Raw genomic sequence first — 14,942 nt, 5'->3', positions numbered from 1 at the left:
CACTACGCGGTGGTGCAGGAGCTGTTCACGGGCCTCTACGACAACGGCTACATGATCAAGGAGACCACCATGGGTGCGGTCTCCCCGTCGACCGGACGCACCCTGCCGGACCGCTACATCGAGGGCACGTGCCCGATCTGCGGTGCCGACGGCGCCCGCGGTGACCAGTGCGACAACTGCGGCAACCAGCTCGACCCGGCGGACCTGATCAACCCGGTGTCCAAGGTCAACGGCGAGACCCCGGAATTCGTGGAGACCGAGCACTTCCTTCTCGACCTGCCCTCCCTGGCGGAGGCACTGGGTGAGTGGCTGCGGGGGCGCGAGGACTGGCGCCCCAACGTGCTGAAGTTCTCCCTCAACCTGCTCGAGGACCTGCGCCCGCGCGCCATGACCCGCGACATCGACTGGGGTGTGCCCATCCCGGTCGAGGGCTGGGAGGACAACAACGCCAAGAAGCTCTACGTCTGGTTCGACGCCGTCATCGGCTACCTCTCCTCCTCCATCGAGTGGGCCTGGCGCTCCGGTGACCCCGACGCCTGGCAGCAGTGGTGGCAGAATCCCGAGGCCGAGGGCTACTACTTCATGGGCAAGGACAACATCACCTTCCACTCCCAGATCTGGCCGGCCGAGCTGCTCGGTTACGCAGGTAAGGGAGCCAAGGGCGGGCAGCTGCACACCTACGGTGAGATCAACCTGCCGACCGAGGTCGTCTCGTCTGAGTTCCTCACCATGTCCGGCTCGAAGTTCTCCTCCTCCAAGGGCGTGGTCATCTACGTCAAGGACTTCCTCGCCGAGTTCGGCCCGGACCCGCTGCGCTACTTCATCGCCGTGGCCGGCCCGGAGAACACCGACACCGACTTCACCTGGGACGAGTTCGTCCGCCGCGTGAACAACGAGCTGGCCAACGGCTGGGGCAACCTGGTCAACCGCACCGTGTCCATGGCGCACAAGAACTTCGGTGAGGTCCCCACCCCGGGTGAACTCACCGACGCCGACACCGCCATCCTCGACCTGGCCGCCAGGACCTTCGACATCGTCGGTGAGAACCTCGCCTCCTCCAAGTTCAAGAACGGCATCACCGCCGCCATGCACGTCGTCGGCGAGGCCAACGCCTACATCGCGGACCAGGAGCCGTGGAAGCTGGCCAAGGACGAGTCCCAGCGCGAGCGCCTGGCCACCGTGCTGTGGACCGCCCTGCAGGTGGTCTCCGACTGCAACACCCTGCTCACCCCGTACCTGCCGCACATCGCGCAGCAGGTGCACGAGACCCTCGGCCGCGAAGGCGTGTGGGCCGCGTCCCCGGAGATCCGCGAGGTCGCCGATGATATGCCGGTCGAACTGGTCGGCGTCGGTCTGCCCGCGGAGGGTGCCACTTACCCGGTCATCACCGGCGACTACGAGCAGCAGCAGGCGGTGTGGGAGCGCGTCGAGGTGGTTCCGGGTACGCCGCTGAGCAAGCCGCAGCCGCTCATCCAGAAGCTGGATCCGGAGCTGGCCGAGACCGGCCCGGAGTGGGCGCCCGTCCAGTAAAAGGTGTGACGTACTAGGCTGGGGCCTTCACACCCGGAGGAGGCCCGGCTTGAGTACACCCCGACTGCGCCCTGCGCAGGCCCTGTCGGCGCTGCTGCTGTTCGCCGCCGTGATCGTCGCGGCGGTCAACCTGCGCTCCGGTATCTCCTCCCTCGGCGCCGTGCTTGCCGACGCCCTCGCGGCGTTCGGCGTCGGCGGCTCCCTGGCCGGCATCATCACGGCGATTCCGGGTCTGTTCTTCTCCCTGCTCGGCCTGCTCGCCGTGCCCCTGGCGGTGCGGCTCGGGTTGTCCCGGACACTGTTCGTGGGCATGGCGCTGTCCCTGGTGGGGCTGGCCGCGCGGCCCTGGGTGGGGGAGATCTGGGCCTTCATCGTCCTCACCGTCTTCGTCACCGTGGGCATCGCCCTGGCGAATGTCCTGCTGCCGGCGTGGATCAAGAACCACGGCGGTCGGCACATTGTGGCGCTCATGACGGTGTACGGCTCCGTGCTCGGTATCTCCGGTGCGGCCGGGCCATTGACGGCGCTGCTCACGGACGATTTCCGCTGGGCCCTGTTCCTGTGGGCGATCCCCGCGGCGCTGCAGGTCGCCGTGTGGTTCGTGGTGGTCCTGCGGGTCGGCCGCGACGTGCCGAGCTCCACCTCGCCGCAGGTGGCGGCGGGGAAGGGGGGCGTCGATAAGCAGGTATCGCTGTGGCGTTCCCCCACGGCGGTGTTCCTCATGATCTTCTTCGGACTGCAGTCCATGCACGCCTACATTCAGATGGGCTGGCTGCCGAAGATCCTCGTCGATCACGGGGTGTCCGCCTCGACGGCCAGCCTGGCGCTGGCGGTGGCCGGCAGCTTCAACATCATCGGCGGGTTCATCATGCCGATTCTCATCGACCGCCTGCGCTCCATCGTGTGGTTGCCGGTGCTGTTCTCCGGCCTCATGGCCTCCGGATACCTCGGCCTGTGGCTGGCGCCCGCGCAGACCCCGCTGCTGTGGGCGGCGCTGCTGGGCGTCGGCGGATTCTGCTTTCCGACGGCCATTGCGCTCATTCCCGCCCGCTCGCGCGTACCGCTGATCACCGCCCGGCTCTCCGGTTTCGTGCAGCCGATCGGCTATGTCATCGCGGCGATCGGCCCGCTGGTCGTGGGTGTCGTGCGCGAATCCATGGGGGACTGGTCCCTGATCCTCCCCGTCCTGGCCGGGGTGTGCGTGTTCATGGGGGCGGCGGGGTTCCGCGCCGCGCGTGCGAGTTTCGTCGATGATGAACTGGCAGCTCAGAGGTGATGTCGGGGGCATGGTCTAGCGTGGGGGCCATGCAGGCAACCAGGGATCAGGCCAATGACCTTCTCACCGGTATCGCGGGGCCGGGCGCGCAGTTGCGCGATGATCAGTGGACCGCGATCGACGCCCTCGTCAACGACCGTCGACGCATGCTGGTGGTGCAGCGCACGGGCTGGGGTAAATCGGCGGTGTACTTCATCGCGGCGAAGCTGCTCCGGGACTCCGGGGCGGGAGCCTCGCTCATCATCTCCCCGTTGCTGGCACTCATGCGTAACCAGGTCGCGGCCGCGCAGCGCGCCGGGATCCGCGCGGCGACCCTCAATTCGGCGAACATGACCGAGTGGGAGGAGATTCAGGCCCGCGTCGCGGCCGGGGAGGTGGATGTGCTGCTCGTGTCTCCGGAAAGGCTCAACAACCCCGGTTTCCGCGATGAGGTGCTCCCGGCCCTGGCGGCGACCGTGGGCATGGTGGTCGTCGACGAGGCGCACTGCATCTCCGACTGGGGACATGATTTCCGCCCCGACTACCGGCGCATCCGTGACCTGCTGGCCGGCCTGCGTTCCGGGGTCCCCGTGCTGGCCACCACCGCGACGGCCAACGACCGCGTCGTCGCCGACGTGCAGGCCCAGCTCGGCGCGGACACCGGTCTGCTGCGCGGCGGGCTGGACCGCGAATCGCTGCACGTGTCGGTGGTGCGCCTGCCCGACACCACCCAGCGCCCCGCGTGGCTGGCCACCCACCTGGCGGAACTGGAGGGTTCCGGCATCATCTACTGCCTCACCGTCGCCGCCGCCGAGGACCTGGCGGAGGCGCTCGAGGCCGCCGGATGGAACGTCGCCGCCTACACGGGACGGACCGAGGCCACGGAACGCGAACGCCTGGAGCAGGCGCTCATCGACAACGAGCTCAAGGCGCTGGTGGCCACCTCCGCGCTGGGCATGGGCTTCGATAAGCCGGACCTGGGATTCGTCGTCCACGTCGGCGCGCCGGGCTCGCCCGTGAGTTACTACCAGCAGATCGGCCGCGCGGGCCGAGGTACCGAACGCGCAGATGTCATCCTCCTTCCCGGGGCCGAGGACCGCGACATCTGGGAGTACTTCGCCTCCGTCTCCTTCCCTGACGAGGCCACGGTGCGGCACCTGCTGGGCGTGCTGGGGGACCAGGCGCAGTCGACGATGAAACTGGAGGCGCAGGTGGACCTGTCGCGTTCGCGGTTGGAGCAGGTGCTCAAGGTGCTCGACGTCGATGGAGCGGTGCGACGCGTGAAGGGCGGCTGGGTGTCGACCGGGCAGGAATGGCATTACGACGCCGCGCGTTATGCCGGTCTCGCGCAGGCACGCGCCGCGGAGCAGGAGGCGATGCTCGCCTATCAGACCACCGACGATTGCCGCATGCTCTTCCTTCGCGGCCAGCTCGACGACGCCGGGGCCACCGAACCCTGCGGGCGCTGCGACAACTGCACCGGCCGTCGCCTCGATCCGGCCGTGGACCCGGCTGTCGCCGAGCGTGTCGACGCCCGCCTCACCGCCCCCGGCGTCCGTGTCACCCAGCGCCGCCAGTGGCCCACCGGCATCTCCGTCCGTGGTCGCATCCACGGCGTGGAAGCGGGTCGCGCCCTGGGCCGCCTCAACGACATCGCCCGTGGGCCGGCGCTGACCCAGCTTCTCGCCGACCCCTCCTGGCGCCCCACCTCCCCCTGGCGGCAGGACACCTGGTTGCCGCGCATCGTCGCGGTGCTCTCCGACTGGGACTGGTCGCAGCGGCCCACCACTGTGGTGGCCTTGGGCTCGCACGACCCGGAGCGAGCGGAGTTCGTGGCGGCGTTGGCGGAGGCGATCGCCGCGGTGGGGCGGATGTCGTTTGCCGGTGTCCTGCCCGTGCGCCCGGGGGCGGGGGAGGTCACCGCCCAGAACTCCGCCTACCGCGTGACGGCGCTGCTCGATCACTGGGACTTCTCCGGCGTGGGGGAAGCGGACGGGCCGGTTCTGCTGGTCACCGATCTCATCGACACCGGATGGTCCGTCACCGTCGCGGGCTCCGCGCTGGCGGAGCGCACCGGGCAGCCGGTGCTGCCGTTCGCTCTGGCGAGCAGGGGTTAGAGCACCGCCACCGCGCGGCAGGGGAAGGAGGAGCCACCCGCCGGCACCGGCCATGACACCCACATCGTCGCGCCTGTCGGCGGCACCTGCTCCAGCCCCGTGAGCAGTTCCACCTGCCAGTGGTCGTGCTCGAGCCACCAGCGCTGCGCCGGGTACCCGCCGCGCCCGGTGACCCCGGCAGGGTCGGTGTTGAGGGTGTCGTGGCCGATGGCCACCACGCCGCGGGCGTCGAGCAGCTGCACCGCATCGAGAGACCACCCGGCGTCCAGCGACCCGGTGTGCAGCGCCGCGAAGCAGCCGGACGGAATGCGGCCGTGGCGTGACTCCCACGCGCGGATGTGCGCGGCGGTGAGGCAGGGGGCGTCGATAAGCGGAAGAACCACTAAAGGCAGCACCATCTCACTGAGTGGAATGTCGGCGAGGGTACGGCCGCCGGGGAGCGCGTGCGCGGGGGCGTCGACATGGGTGCCGGCCGGGCCGACCACGGAGTAGGCCAGCACCTCGAAGGAGTCCGCAGCTGCGGACTCCAGCTCGCTGACCTGCAGCGGCGGGTCGGTGGGGAAGCGCGGCATGTCGGGGCGCAGGGGGCGGGTGAGGTCGACGAAGCGGTCCATGTCCCTAGAATGTCAGCCATGTCGAAGAAGAAGCCCCGTCCCACGCCCGTGCCCGCCGAGCGGATTCCCGGCATCGTCGATGCCCACACTCATCTGGCCTCGGCCGGGGCGCGGACACCGGAAGAGGTCGACGCCATCGTCGCCCGCGCCGTGGATGCGGGCGTGGAGCGGATCTGCACCGTCGGCGACGGCCTGGCGGAGGCGGAGCTCGCGCTGCAGGCCGCCAGGCACCATGAGCGCGTGTTCGCGGCGTGCGCCATCCACCCGACCCGGGCCCACGAACTTGACGACGCCGCCCGCGCGCGCCTGACGGAGATGGCTGAGGATCCGGATTGCGTGGCCATCGGTGAGACCGGGCTGGACACCTACTGGATCCGCCACGAACCGGAGCGCACTGCGCCGCTGGACGTGCAGGAGGAGGCACTGCGCTGGCACATCGACCTGGCGATCAGTTCCGGCAAGGCTCTCATGCTGCACAATCGCGAGGCTGATGCCGAGCTCATGGCCGTGCTGGCCGACGCCCCGCAACCGCGGGAGACGATCCTGCACTGCTTCTCCTCCCCGTTGTCCATCGCCGAGGAGGCGCTGGAGCGCGGGTATGTGCTCAGTTTCGCCGGGAATGTGACCTTCAAGCGCAACGACGAGCTGCGTAAGGCCGCCCGGCTGGCGCCGCGGGGGCAGCTGCTCATCGAGACGGATGCGCCGTACATGACGCCGGAGCCCTTCCGTGGGGCGCGCAATGAACCGGCCCTCATCGGCCATACGGCGCTGTGCGTGGCGGAGGCGCGTGGTCAGGACGTGGCAGATCTAGCGCTCGAACTCACGCAGACGTTTCAGCGGGTGTACCAGCGGGGGTAGTGAGCATGTTCACATCCGCGTTCTGCCAGCACTAATGAGGCGTGTGGTGTGTGTGTGATGGGCGTGGCGGGAGATGGTGACGTGTCGCAGATTCCCTGGACGTCACGCAACTGTTACCGTACTGTGATCAACGACCGAAATGCCCCGTGTGCCCTGCCACACGCGGACACTTTCCCCGAATGAGATCGAGAACGTAACTCCCCATGGGCCTGCACAGCACTTCACGAATCACGCGGATCAACAACCCCGGCACCTCCACCGCCAAGCGCCTCGCCGCTGGTGGTGTGCTCGGCGCTGTCCTCGTCGGCGGCGTCGCTGTCGCTGGCGCCCAGAAGGACGTCACCCTCGACATCAACGGTGAGACCACCGAGCTGACCACCCTGTCCCGTGATGTCGCCGGCGCCCTCGAGGCCGCGGGCGTGGACATCGCCGACCGCGACCTGGTCTACCCGGCCCCGAGCGAGCCCCTGTCCAAGGGGGAGACCATCACCGTCCGCACCGCCAAGCCGGTCGCGGTGGTCATCGACGGTGAGACCACCGAGCTCACCTCCACCGCTCTCACCGTGGAGGATCTCATCGGCGAGCTCGGCGACGTTCGCCCGGCCGCCAAGATCGCCGAGGACGGCGACACGCGCGTCACCGACGGAATGCGCGTCGAAGTCACCACCCCGAAGATCGTCGCCGTCAACGACGGCGGCAGGGTCGTCTACACCGAGGTCGCCGCCTCCAATGTCCGCGAGCTTCTCGACGCCCGCGGCATCGAACTCGGCGAGCACGATCGCGTCACCCCGGGCCTCGACGTCGCGCTGCGCAACAACTCCCAGGTCGAGATCGAGCGTGTGGAGATCACCGAGGAGACCGTCACCGAACCCTACGAGGCTCCGGCCGAGTACATCGATGACCCGAATGCCCCCGAAGGTACCGAGACCGTCCTCGAGGCCGGCACCCCGGGGACCCGCGAGGTGACCACCCGCATCACCACCGTCAACGGTGTGGAGTCCGGCCGCGAGCAGGTCGAGGAGCACGAGATCTCCCCGGCCACCGCCGCCCGCATTTCCCGTGGCACCAAGGCCGCTCCGTCCGCACCCTCCGTGGCCGGCGGCTCCGTGTGGGACACCCTCGCCCAGTGCGAGTCCAACGGCAACTGGTCCATCAACACCGGTAACGGGTACCACGGTGGCCTGCAGTTCTCCGCCTCCACCTGGGCTGCCTACGGTGGCACCCAGTACGCTCCGACCGCCAACCTGGCCACCCGCGAGCAGCAGATCGCCATCGCGGAGAAGACCCAGGCCAGCCAGGGCTGGGGCGCGTGGCCGGCCTGCACCGCCAAGATGGGCCTGCGCTAGCCCGGACAACTGGGGGCATCTGCAGCAGCCTCAGAATCTGGTTACCCTCGGGATCTACAACCCGAATCGCATGAAAGGTAACCAGCATGTCTGATCTGTCCACCATCAAGGTCGCCGTCCTCTCCACCAACGGTTTCGAGGATTCCGAGCTCACCGAGCCGGTGGAGGCTGTCCGCTCCGCGGGTGCCACCGTCACCGTCATCGCGCCGGAGTCCGGCACCATCGAAGGTAAGAACGGCACCGAGGTCTCCGTCGACGCCACAACCGCTGACGTCGACCCGGCCGATTACGACGCCCTCATCCTGCCGGGCGGCACCGGCAACTCCGACAAGATCCGCATGGACGGCCCGGCCGTCGAGTTCGTCAAGCAGCACTTCGCGGCGGGCAAGCCGGTCGGCGTCATCTGCCACGGCGGGTGGATTCTCACCGATGCCGACGTCCTGCAGGGCCGCACCCTGACCTCCTACGAGTCCATCAAGACGGACCTGCGCAACGCTGGTGCCACCTGGGTGGACGAGGAAGTCCACGTCGACAACGGTCTCGTGTCCTCCCGCACCCCGGATGATCTCCCGGCGTTCAACGCCGCCATCGTGGAGGCTTTCGCAGCCGACAAGTAGCGGCCAGGGCCGGTGGCGCGCCCACGGTGGTCTAGATTGGTGGCATGAGCTCCAGTGATCAGCCCGCCGATCTCCTCGGCCCCGTGGAGATCCGCGCCCTGGCGGAAAAACTCGACGTCACCCCGACGAAAAAGCTGGGCCAGAACTTCCTGCATGATCCCAATACCGTGCGGATGATCATCGCGGCCGCCGACCTTGATCCCCACGACCATGTGGTGGAGGTTGGTCCGGGGCTCGGCTCGCTCACGCTCGGCCTGCTGGACACCGTGGACCAGGTGACGGCCGTGGAGATCGATCCGCGCCTGGCGGCCGAGCTGCCGTCCACGGTGGCCTGGCGCGCGCAGCCGTATGCGCAGCGCCTCACCGTCGTGCAGAAGGACGCCCTCAAGGTTGAGCCGGCTGACCTCGGGGAGCCCACCGCGCTGGTGGCCAACCTGCCCTACAACGTCTCCGTTCCCGTCCTGTTGCATCTGCTGGCCACCTTCCCGTCGATCCGACGGGTCCTCGTCATGGTGCAGGCCGAGGTCGCCGACCGACTGGCTGCCCGGCCAGGGTCGAAGATCTACGGCGTCCCCAGCGTCAAAGCCGCTTTCTACGGTGATGTGCGACGCGCCGGGTCCATCGGTAAGCATGTGTTCTGGCCCGCCCCGAACATCGAGTCGGGCCTGGTCCGGATCGACCTTTTTGCTCCCGGCACGGAACCGTGGCCGGTCACCGACGCGGCCCGGGCCCAGGTGTGGCCGGTCATCGACGCCGCCTTCGCTCAGCGACGCAAGACGCTGCGCGCGGCGTTGTCGGGACATTATGGCTCCGGTGCCGCCGCTGAAGAAGCACTGCGCAGGGCCGACATTGATCCACAGCTGCGCGGGGAGAAACTCGACGTCGCCGACTTCATCCGGCTGGCCGGGGTGTCCGCATGAACCACGACGTGCGCACCATTGCTGCGCGTGCTCACGCCAAGGTTAATCTGCACCTGGGAGTAGGAGATTTGCGTCCGGACGGGTTCCACGACCTCGTGTCGGTCTTCCAGTCCCTGCATCTCTCGGACACGGTCACCCTGGAGATCGCCCCGGACACCGACTGGGTGATGCAGGGAACGATTGTCTCCGGACTGTCGGTGACGGGCATGGACGCGGCGTCGGTGCCCACCGATCCCTCCAATCTGGCCTGGCGGGCCGTCGACAAGCTCGTCGACTACTACCGCCGACATCACAACCTCGAGGATTCCAACCGGGTGCACATCACCATCCACAAAGGGATCCCCACCGCCGGTGGCATGGCCGGGGGGTCCGCGGATGCCGCAGCCGCCATGGTCGCAGCGCACGCCTTCCTCACCGAGCGGTTTCCCCAGCTGCCCACCTCGACCCTTCTGGAGCTCGCCGCCGAACTGGGCTCTGATGTGCCGTTCACGCTGCAGGGTGGGACCATGTTGGGGACCGGACGCGGTGAACAGCTCACCCCGATGCTCTCCCGCGGCACCTATCACTGGGCGCTCGTGTTCTTCAAGGAGGGGCTGTCCACTCCGGTCGTCTTCCGGGAGCTGGACGGTTTGCGTGACCAGGGGACAGCGCCCGCGCCGCGGATGGACACGGCCGACCTGTCCCAGGCGTTGCTGTCCGGAAACCCCCGGGATGTGGCCCGTCACCTGCACAATGATCTGGAGATCCCGGCGCGTCACCTACGTGCGGACGTCGATCGCATCCGTCGGGCGGGGATGGAGGCCGGTGCCTTGGCGGGCATGGTCTCCGGGTCCGGACCGACCGTGGCGTTCCTCTGCGAATCGGAGCTCCACGCGCGCGACGTCCTCGATGACCTGCTGGCGGATGGTGCCTACTCGGGCACCGTGGCGCACGGGCCAGCGAGAGGCGCCCACCTGATCAGTTGAGATCCTCCGGAGTCCGCAGCTGCGGACTCTGCGGATCTTCCGCAGGCTCGGGATCCGCGAAACTGTCCTCGTGCTCCCAGACCTGCAGCAGGTGCTCATCTCCCTTGGGGACCGGGCCCGAGAAGTACTTGTCGCCCCAGGCCCCGAGGGAGGCGTCGGTCATGGCCAGGCCACGATTCTCCGAGGTGTAGGACTCCCCGCCGGGAAACCGGAAGCGGAGGAACGCGGGGTCGGTATCGACGACGATCGTCATGATTCCGGCCGACACTAGTGCGTGGCAGCCCGCGCACAGGGGGAGGAGGTTGGGGAGTTCTGTCGCGCCTCCGTACTGCCAGTCGAGGATGTGGTGGAACTCGAGAAAACGAGTGTGGGAGCAACCGGGCCCGGCGCACTGAAAGCCCCATGCAGTGAGCAGCGCCTTCACCTGTGCAGGGGAGGCGAGTCGGGTGGATCTGGTCACCTTGAGCGTCAGTCCCCTGCGGTTAAGCAGGTGGAAACGCACCGATCCGTTGACCAGGTGCCTGAGGAGTTGCCCTGTCTGGCCGCCGTGGTGTCCGGGGAGGTAGGCACGGCCATCCTGCGTGTACAACACGTTGACCTCCGCGCCGGGCGCGCGGAGCCGACTGACGGGATGGCACCGTGCCATGTTGATCAGACCCATGAAGGCCGTGAAGACAGTGACAGAGAGTCCGGTTCCGAAGCGTGAGCGCGAGGCGGGACCTTCTGGTTCTTCCTTGGATTCGGCAGGCTGTGACGCCGAGCGGGCATCGTCGATGAGCCTCTCGACGGCCTCCGGATCGTCCAGAACCTTCTGCTCGACGTTGTCGAGGTCGATGAGATTGGCCAGTTCAGAGATCTTCAGGGCGGCCAGGAATTCCGCCCCTCGTTCCGGGTCCAGGCGGCCCCAGATGCGCACATCCCCGGTCTCCTGGTCGACGACCACGCTGATCTTGTTGAGGGTGGGTCGTGCATCCGGCTGGTCCCGTCCGGCCAACAGGGCGACCAGCTCGGCCAGGGGGTGGCGGCGTGCGAGGTCGATGAGTTCCTCCACGTTGTCCTCCGTGAGGTAACGCAACAACAGTCGAACGACGGAGTAGGAGAAGGAGGAGTTGAGGAACTCCTGGGCGAGCTGGGGATAATCCTGCAGCTTGCGGCCCACTCCGAGGTACTCGTAGGCCGTGGCACGGGACAGCCCGAAGGTTCGCTGCAGCCAGGTGGCGGTGTTCGGGGCCCCGTGTGCGCGGGCGAGTTCACGGCGGTCGAACTCGGCGGCGGAGAGGATGAATCGGGCCTTGTGATGGGTGAGCTGGACGTGTGAGTCGGAGATGTCGGCGGCGAGATCGGTGTCGGTTCGGTCGGTGATGATGGCGAGCATGATTCCCCCAGTGTGTCGAAATGGTGTTCGATTACCTGGACGGTAGCATGTGCCTCCGACATGTGGAGTGACCTGCGGTTATCGCGAAAAAGAACGGCCCGGAGTCCGCAGCTGCGGACTCCGGGCGGCGCCGTTGCTAGTGGTGGTGATGGCCCTCGGCGTCAGCGGCAGCCACGCCGTCGACCACGGCGATTTCCACCGGCGAGACGCCGAGCGGGAAACGCTCGCTCACTGCACCGGCCTTCAGGTCGATCAGGACCAGTTCCTGCTTCTCCGCGTCAGTGACGTAGGCGATGTCACCGGCGACCTGGAGGATCGGGCCCGGCTCCTGCCACTCCTTCTTCTCCTCCCAGGCCTCGATGGCCGGAATGTCCGCGGTGATCTCGCCGGATTCGGGGTCGATGACCTTGAGGTGGCCGTCATAGGTCAGGACCAGGGCCTCGCCGGCCGGTCCGCGGCCCAGGGAGCGGAACCAGTAGGAACTGTCGAGCTCCACCTGTCTCATCGTGTGGGAGCGGGTGTCGATGAGGTTGATCTGGGTCGGGTGCTCCTGGTCCGCATCCTCATCCACCTTGTAGTCGCCGAGAACGATCGGCGAATCGGGGTGGCCGGCCAGGTTCCCGGAGCGCTGGTACTCGACTCCCGCGGCAGGGGTGATCTTGTGGAACTCCTGCCCGTCGAACACCACCGGGCCGTTGGTGCAGCCGAAGGCTGCCGTGCCGCCGGCGGCGGTCGCCTCACCGTGAACACCGGGGCAGTCGCTGGTCTCGGCCAGGATCTCGCCGGCCGCGTCGCGGTACTGGATGGTGTCGCGCTCCTTTTCCGTGCCCACCGTGATGAGCACGGAACCGTCCTGGAACGGGACGGCGACACCGTGGTGCGGGTTGCCGCTGTCCACGAGTACGCCGTCGGCCGGGCGGTATCCTTCCGCGATCTGATCGGTCGGCACGATGAGTGCCGTGCCGTCGCCATCGGAGAACAGTGCGGTCAGGCCGTCGTGGACGGTGACATGACCGGCTTTGGGGGCGTCGTAGGCGAGGTCGCGCAGTTCCGGATCGCCGGAGTAGTGGTGCGCGTGGTCTCCGTGGGGGCGCGACTTCAGGGCGGCGTCGAAGGCGACGAACTTGTTGCCGTCAGTGACCAGGACGTGGCGGCCGTCGCCCGAGTTGTTGAGGCGGAGGAAGCCGGAACGCTCGGTCTCCGAGATGATCTCGCCGGTGGCGGTGTCCAGGACGCTGAGGCCCTTCTCGTGCGCGATGACCACGCGCGGGACGATGCGGGTGACCTCGGCAAGTTCGCTTGCCGACGCCCCGACGTGCGCGTCGTTGCTTGTCGCGGAGGCGCTGGCGGTGGTGTCGGTGGGGGAGTCGTTGCAGGCGGCGAGGAGGAGGGACGTGAGGACGGCGGGGACGGCCAGTGCGGCCGGGCGGAATCGTTTCTGCATGCGCGAAACATTAATGCAAACGATAATCGTTATCAACTAGGCGGGGAAGATTGCCTGCCGAGGTTCCTCAACGCATAGACTGAGCGGTTGACATGACGAATCTGATTAATCTCGAGAATGTCTCCAAGACCTGGGGACTCAAGACCCTGCTCGACGGTGTGAGCCTCGGCGTGCAGAGTGGCGACCGCATCGGCGTCGTCGGCCTCAACGGTGGGGGTAAGACGACCCTCCTCGAGGTGCTCACCGGCATCGAGGAGCCCGACTCCGGACGCGTCTCCCACAACTCCAGCCTGCGGATGGCCGTGGTCACGCAGCGCGCGGAACTCACCCCGACGGACACGATTGCGGACGTCGTCGTCAAGCCCCTCGGATTGCAGACCTACGAGTGGGCCTCCAATGCCCGCGTCCGCGAGGTCCTCGGTGGGCTCGGCGTCGCGGATCTGGGCCTGGACACTGAGGTGGGCGGCCTGTCCGGCGGTGAGCGCCGTCGCGTCAACCTCGCAGCAGCGCTGGTGAGCGACCTGGACCTCGTGGTCCTCGATGAGCCGACGAACCACCTCGACGTCGAAGGTGTGCAGTGGCTGGCCCGGCACCTCATCTCACGCCGGATCGCCGTCGTGGTGGTCACCCACGATCGCTGGTTTCTCGATCAGGTCGCCACACTGACCTGGGAGGTGCACGACGGGCGCGTCGACACCTACGAAGGCGGCTACAACGACTGGATCTTCGCCCGCGCCGAACGCGCCCGGCAGGCCGACGCCATCGAACAGCGCCGCCAGAATCTGGCACGTAAGGAGCTTGCCTGGCTGCGACGTGGCGCTCCCGCGCGTACCTCCAAGCCGCGCTACCGCATCGAGTCCGCCGAGGCACTCATCGCCGATGTCCCCGCCCCCCGCGACACCGTCGAGCTCATGGCCTTCTCCCGCCAGCGCCAGGGCAAGGTGGTCGTCGAACTCGAGGACGCCCGCGTCGAGACCCCCGACGGCCGCATGCTCGTCGACCACCTCACCTGGCGGCTGGCTCCCGGCGAGCGCATCGGCCTCGTCGGCGTCAACGGCTCCGGCAAGACCACCCTCCTGCGGACTCTCGCCGGTGAACATCCCCTCGCCGCGGGCCGACGAATCGAGGGCCAGACCGTGCGCCTAGGGTGGTTGCGCCAGGAACTCGACGACCTCGATCCGAAACGCACGCTTCTCGATGCCGTCGAGGACGTCGCCTCCTACGTCCACCTGGGCAAGTGCGAACTGTCCGCCTCCCAGCTCGCGGAGCGACTCGGCTTTTCCCCGAAGCGCCAGCGCACCCCCGTCGGGGACCTCTCCGGCGGCGAGCGTCGCCGCCTGCAACTCACCCGGGTGCTCATGGCGGAGCCGAACGTGCTGCTTCTCGACGAGCCCACCAACGACCTCGACATCGACACCCTGCAGGAACTCGAATCACTGCTCGACTCCTGGCCGGGCACCCTCGTCGTCATCTCCCACGACCGCTACCTCATCGAACGCATCGCGGACTCCACGTGGGCGTTGTTCGGAGACGGGAAACTCACCAACCTCCCACGCGGCATCGAACAGTACCTTGAGGTCCGCGCGCAGCAGGCCGAGGATGCCGGCTCCGGGCCGCTGGACCTGGGGGAGCGGGACCAGGGGCGCGTCGAGAAGCAGCAGGGCCTGAGCTCCCAGGAAGAGCGGGAGCTGAAAAAGCAGCTCAACGCCCTGGAGCGCAAAATGGGCAAGCTCGACGAGCGCATCGCCACGTTCGAGCAGGAGATGGCCGAACTGTCCGCAGCTGCGGACCCGGACTACGGGAAGATCGCCGACGCCAACGCCGCCCTCAATGAAGCTCGCGAGGAGCATGAGGCGCTGGAGATGGAGTGGCTCGAGGTGGGGGAGCAGCTGGAGGGGTAG

At 68.0% G+C, this 14,942-nt stretch carries 12 protein-coding genes; 9 read left to right on the top strand and 3 right to left on the bottom strand.

Annotation, left to right across the window (positions count from 1 at the left end):
* From metG to Q4F73_RS07830, 3 genes are all read left to right on the top strand, one after another.
* Positions 1-1,530: methionine--tRNA ligase (metG, locus tag Q4F73_RS07840; protein ID WP_303358797.1), on the top strand; the 1,530-nt coding region annotated here is incomplete at its 5' end.
* 49 nt (positions 1,531-1,579) lie between these two features.
* On the top strand, positions 1,580-2,806 hold the full coding sequence (locus Q4F73_RS07835) for an MFS transporter (protein ID WP_303358796.1): 1,227 nt from the start codon (positions 1,580-1,582) through the stop codon (positions 2,804-2,806).
* A 29-nt stretch (positions 2,807-2,835) separates the two neighbouring features.
* The gene (locus Q4F73_RS07830) at positions 2,836-4,902 is read left to right on the top strand and encodes an ATP-dependent DNA helicase RecQ (RefSeq protein ID WP_303358795.1); all 2,067 of its coding nucleotides are present in this window, start codon (positions 2,836-2,838) and stop codon (positions 4,900-4,902) included.
* On the opposite strand, the gene Q4F73_RS07825 is transcribed toward Q4F73_RS07830, so the two are convergent.
* Positions 4,899-5,516 (bottom strand): cyclase family protein, encoded by a 618-nt coding sequence (locus Q4F73_RS07825; protein WP_303358794.1) that lies wholly within the window; start codon positions 5,514-5,516, stop codon positions 4,899-4,901. The two genes, Q4F73_RS07830 and Q4F73_RS07825, sit on opposite strands and share 4 nt — an antisense overlap.
* An 18-nt stretch (positions 5,517-5,534) precedes the next feature.
* On the opposite strand from Q4F73_RS07825, the gene Q4F73_RS07820 reads away from it, so the two are divergent.
* The 5 genes from Q4F73_RS07820 to Q4F73_RS07800 all read left to right on the top strand — a co-directional run bounded on the left by Q4F73_RS07820 (position 5,535) and on the right by Q4F73_RS07800 (position 10,222).
* Entirely contained in the window at positions 5,535-6,374 is an 840-nt protein-coding gene (locus tag Q4F73_RS07820) for a TatD family hydrolase (RefSeq protein ID WP_303358793.1), read from the top strand.
* A gap of 203 nt (positions 6,375-6,577) precedes the next feature.
* Positions 6,578-7,720, top strand: coding sequence for a resuscitation-promoting factor (locus Q4F73_RS07815; RefSeq protein WP_303358792.1), 1,143 nt, complete (start codon positions 6,578-6,580; stop codon positions 7,718-7,720).
* Between the two features lie 86 nt (positions 7,721-7,806).
* Positions 7,807-8,337, top strand: coding sequence for a type 1 glutamine amidotransferase domain-containing protein (locus Q4F73_RS07810; RefSeq protein ID WP_303358791.1), 531 nt, complete (start codon positions 7,807-7,809; stop codon positions 8,335-8,337).
* A 44-nt stretch (positions 8,338-8,381) separates the two neighbouring features.
* Complete coding sequence (gene rsmA / locus Q4F73_RS07805; RefSeq protein WP_303358790.1) at positions 8,382-9,257, top strand: 16S rRNA (adenine(1518)-N(6)/adenine(1519)-N(6))-dimethyltransferase RsmA; 876 nt, start codon at positions 8,382-8,384, stop codon at positions 9,255-9,257.
* Positions 9,254-10,222, top strand: a complete 969-nt coding sequence (locus tag Q4F73_RS07800) for a 4-(cytidine 5'-diphospho)-2-C-methyl-D-erythritol kinase (RefSeq protein WP_303358789.1) — start codon at positions 9,254-9,256, stop codon at positions 10,220-10,222. Before rsmA ends, Q4F73_RS07800 begins: the two co-directional genes overlap by 4 nt.
* Here the strand turns inward: Q4F73_RS07800 and Q4F73_RS07795 are convergent.
* Both Q4F73_RS07795 and Q4F73_RS07790 read right to left on the bottom strand, forming a co-directional pair.
* Entirely contained in the window at positions 10,215-11,597 is a 1,383-nt protein-coding gene (locus Q4F73_RS07795) for an HNH endonuclease signature motif containing protein (protein WP_303358788.1), read from the bottom strand. The genes Q4F73_RS07800 and Q4F73_RS07795 overlap by 8 nt on opposite strands.
* A 136-nt stretch (positions 11,598-11,733) precedes the next feature.
* On the bottom strand, positions 11,734-13,041 hold the full coding sequence (locus Q4F73_RS07790; protein WP_303358787.1) for a hypothetical protein: 1,308 nt from the start codon (positions 13,039-13,041) through the stop codon (positions 11,734-11,736).
* A 92-nt stretch (positions 13,042-13,133) separates the two neighbouring features.
* Between Q4F73_RS07790 and Q4F73_RS07785 the strand changes: the two genes are divergently transcribed.
* Positions 13,134-14,942: an ABC-F family ATP-binding cassette domain-containing protein gene (locus Q4F73_RS07785; RefSeq protein WP_303358786.1), complete on the top strand. Its 1,809-nt coding sequence runs from the start codon at positions 13,134-13,136 to the stop codon at positions 14,940-14,942.

Origin of the sequence: Corynebacterium sp. (genome assembly GCF_030535495.1) — a bacterium.
Classification (GTDB): Bacteria; Actinomycetota; Actinomycetes; order Mycobacteriales; family Mycobacteriaceae; genus Corynebacterium.
The sequence above is the reverse complement of the archived record's forward strand: the minus strand, read 5'-3'. Positions and strand labels throughout refer to the sequence as shown.

Bases quoted from the DNA above. Each gene is read 5' to 3' on its own strand.
- Q4F73_RS07830 (WP_303358795.1), top strand. From the start codon at position 2,836: ATGCAGGCAACCAGGGATCAGGCCAATGACCTTCTCACCGGTATCGCG.
- Q4F73_RS07825 (WP_303358794.1), bottom strand. From the start codon at position 5,516: ATGGACCGCTTCGTCGACCTCACCCGCCCCCTGCGCCCCGACATGCCG.
- Q4F73_RS07820 (WP_303358793.1), top strand. From the start codon at position 5,535: ATGTCGAAGAAGAAGCCCCGTCCCACGCCCGTGCCCGCCGAGCGGATT.
- Q4F73_RS07815 (WP_303358792.1), top strand. From the start codon at position 6,578: ATGGGCCTGCACAGCACTTCACGAATCACGCGGATCAACAACCCCGGC.
- Q4F73_RS07810 (WP_303358791.1), top strand. From the start codon at position 7,807: ATGTCTGATCTGTCCACCATCAAGGTCGCCGTCCTCTCCACCAACGGT.
- rsmA (WP_303358790.1), top strand. From the start codon at position 8,382: ATGAGCTCCAGTGATCAGCCCGCCGATCTCCTCGGCCCCGTGGAGATC.
- Q4F73_RS07800 (WP_303358789.1), top strand. From the start codon at position 9,254: ATGAACCACGACGTGCGCACCATTGCTGCGCGTGCTCACGCCAAGGTT.
- Q4F73_RS07795 (WP_303358788.1), bottom strand. From the start codon at position 11,597: ATGCTCGCCATCATCACCGACCGAACCGACACCGATCTCGCCGCCGAC.
- Q4F73_RS07790 (WP_303358787.1), bottom strand. From the start codon at position 13,041: ATGCAGAAACGATTCCGCCCGGCCGCACTGGCCGTCCCCGCCGTCCTC.
- Q4F73_RS07785 (WP_303358786.1), top strand. From the start codon at position 13,134: ATGACGAATCTGATTAATCTCGAGAATGTCTCCAAGACCTGGGGACTC.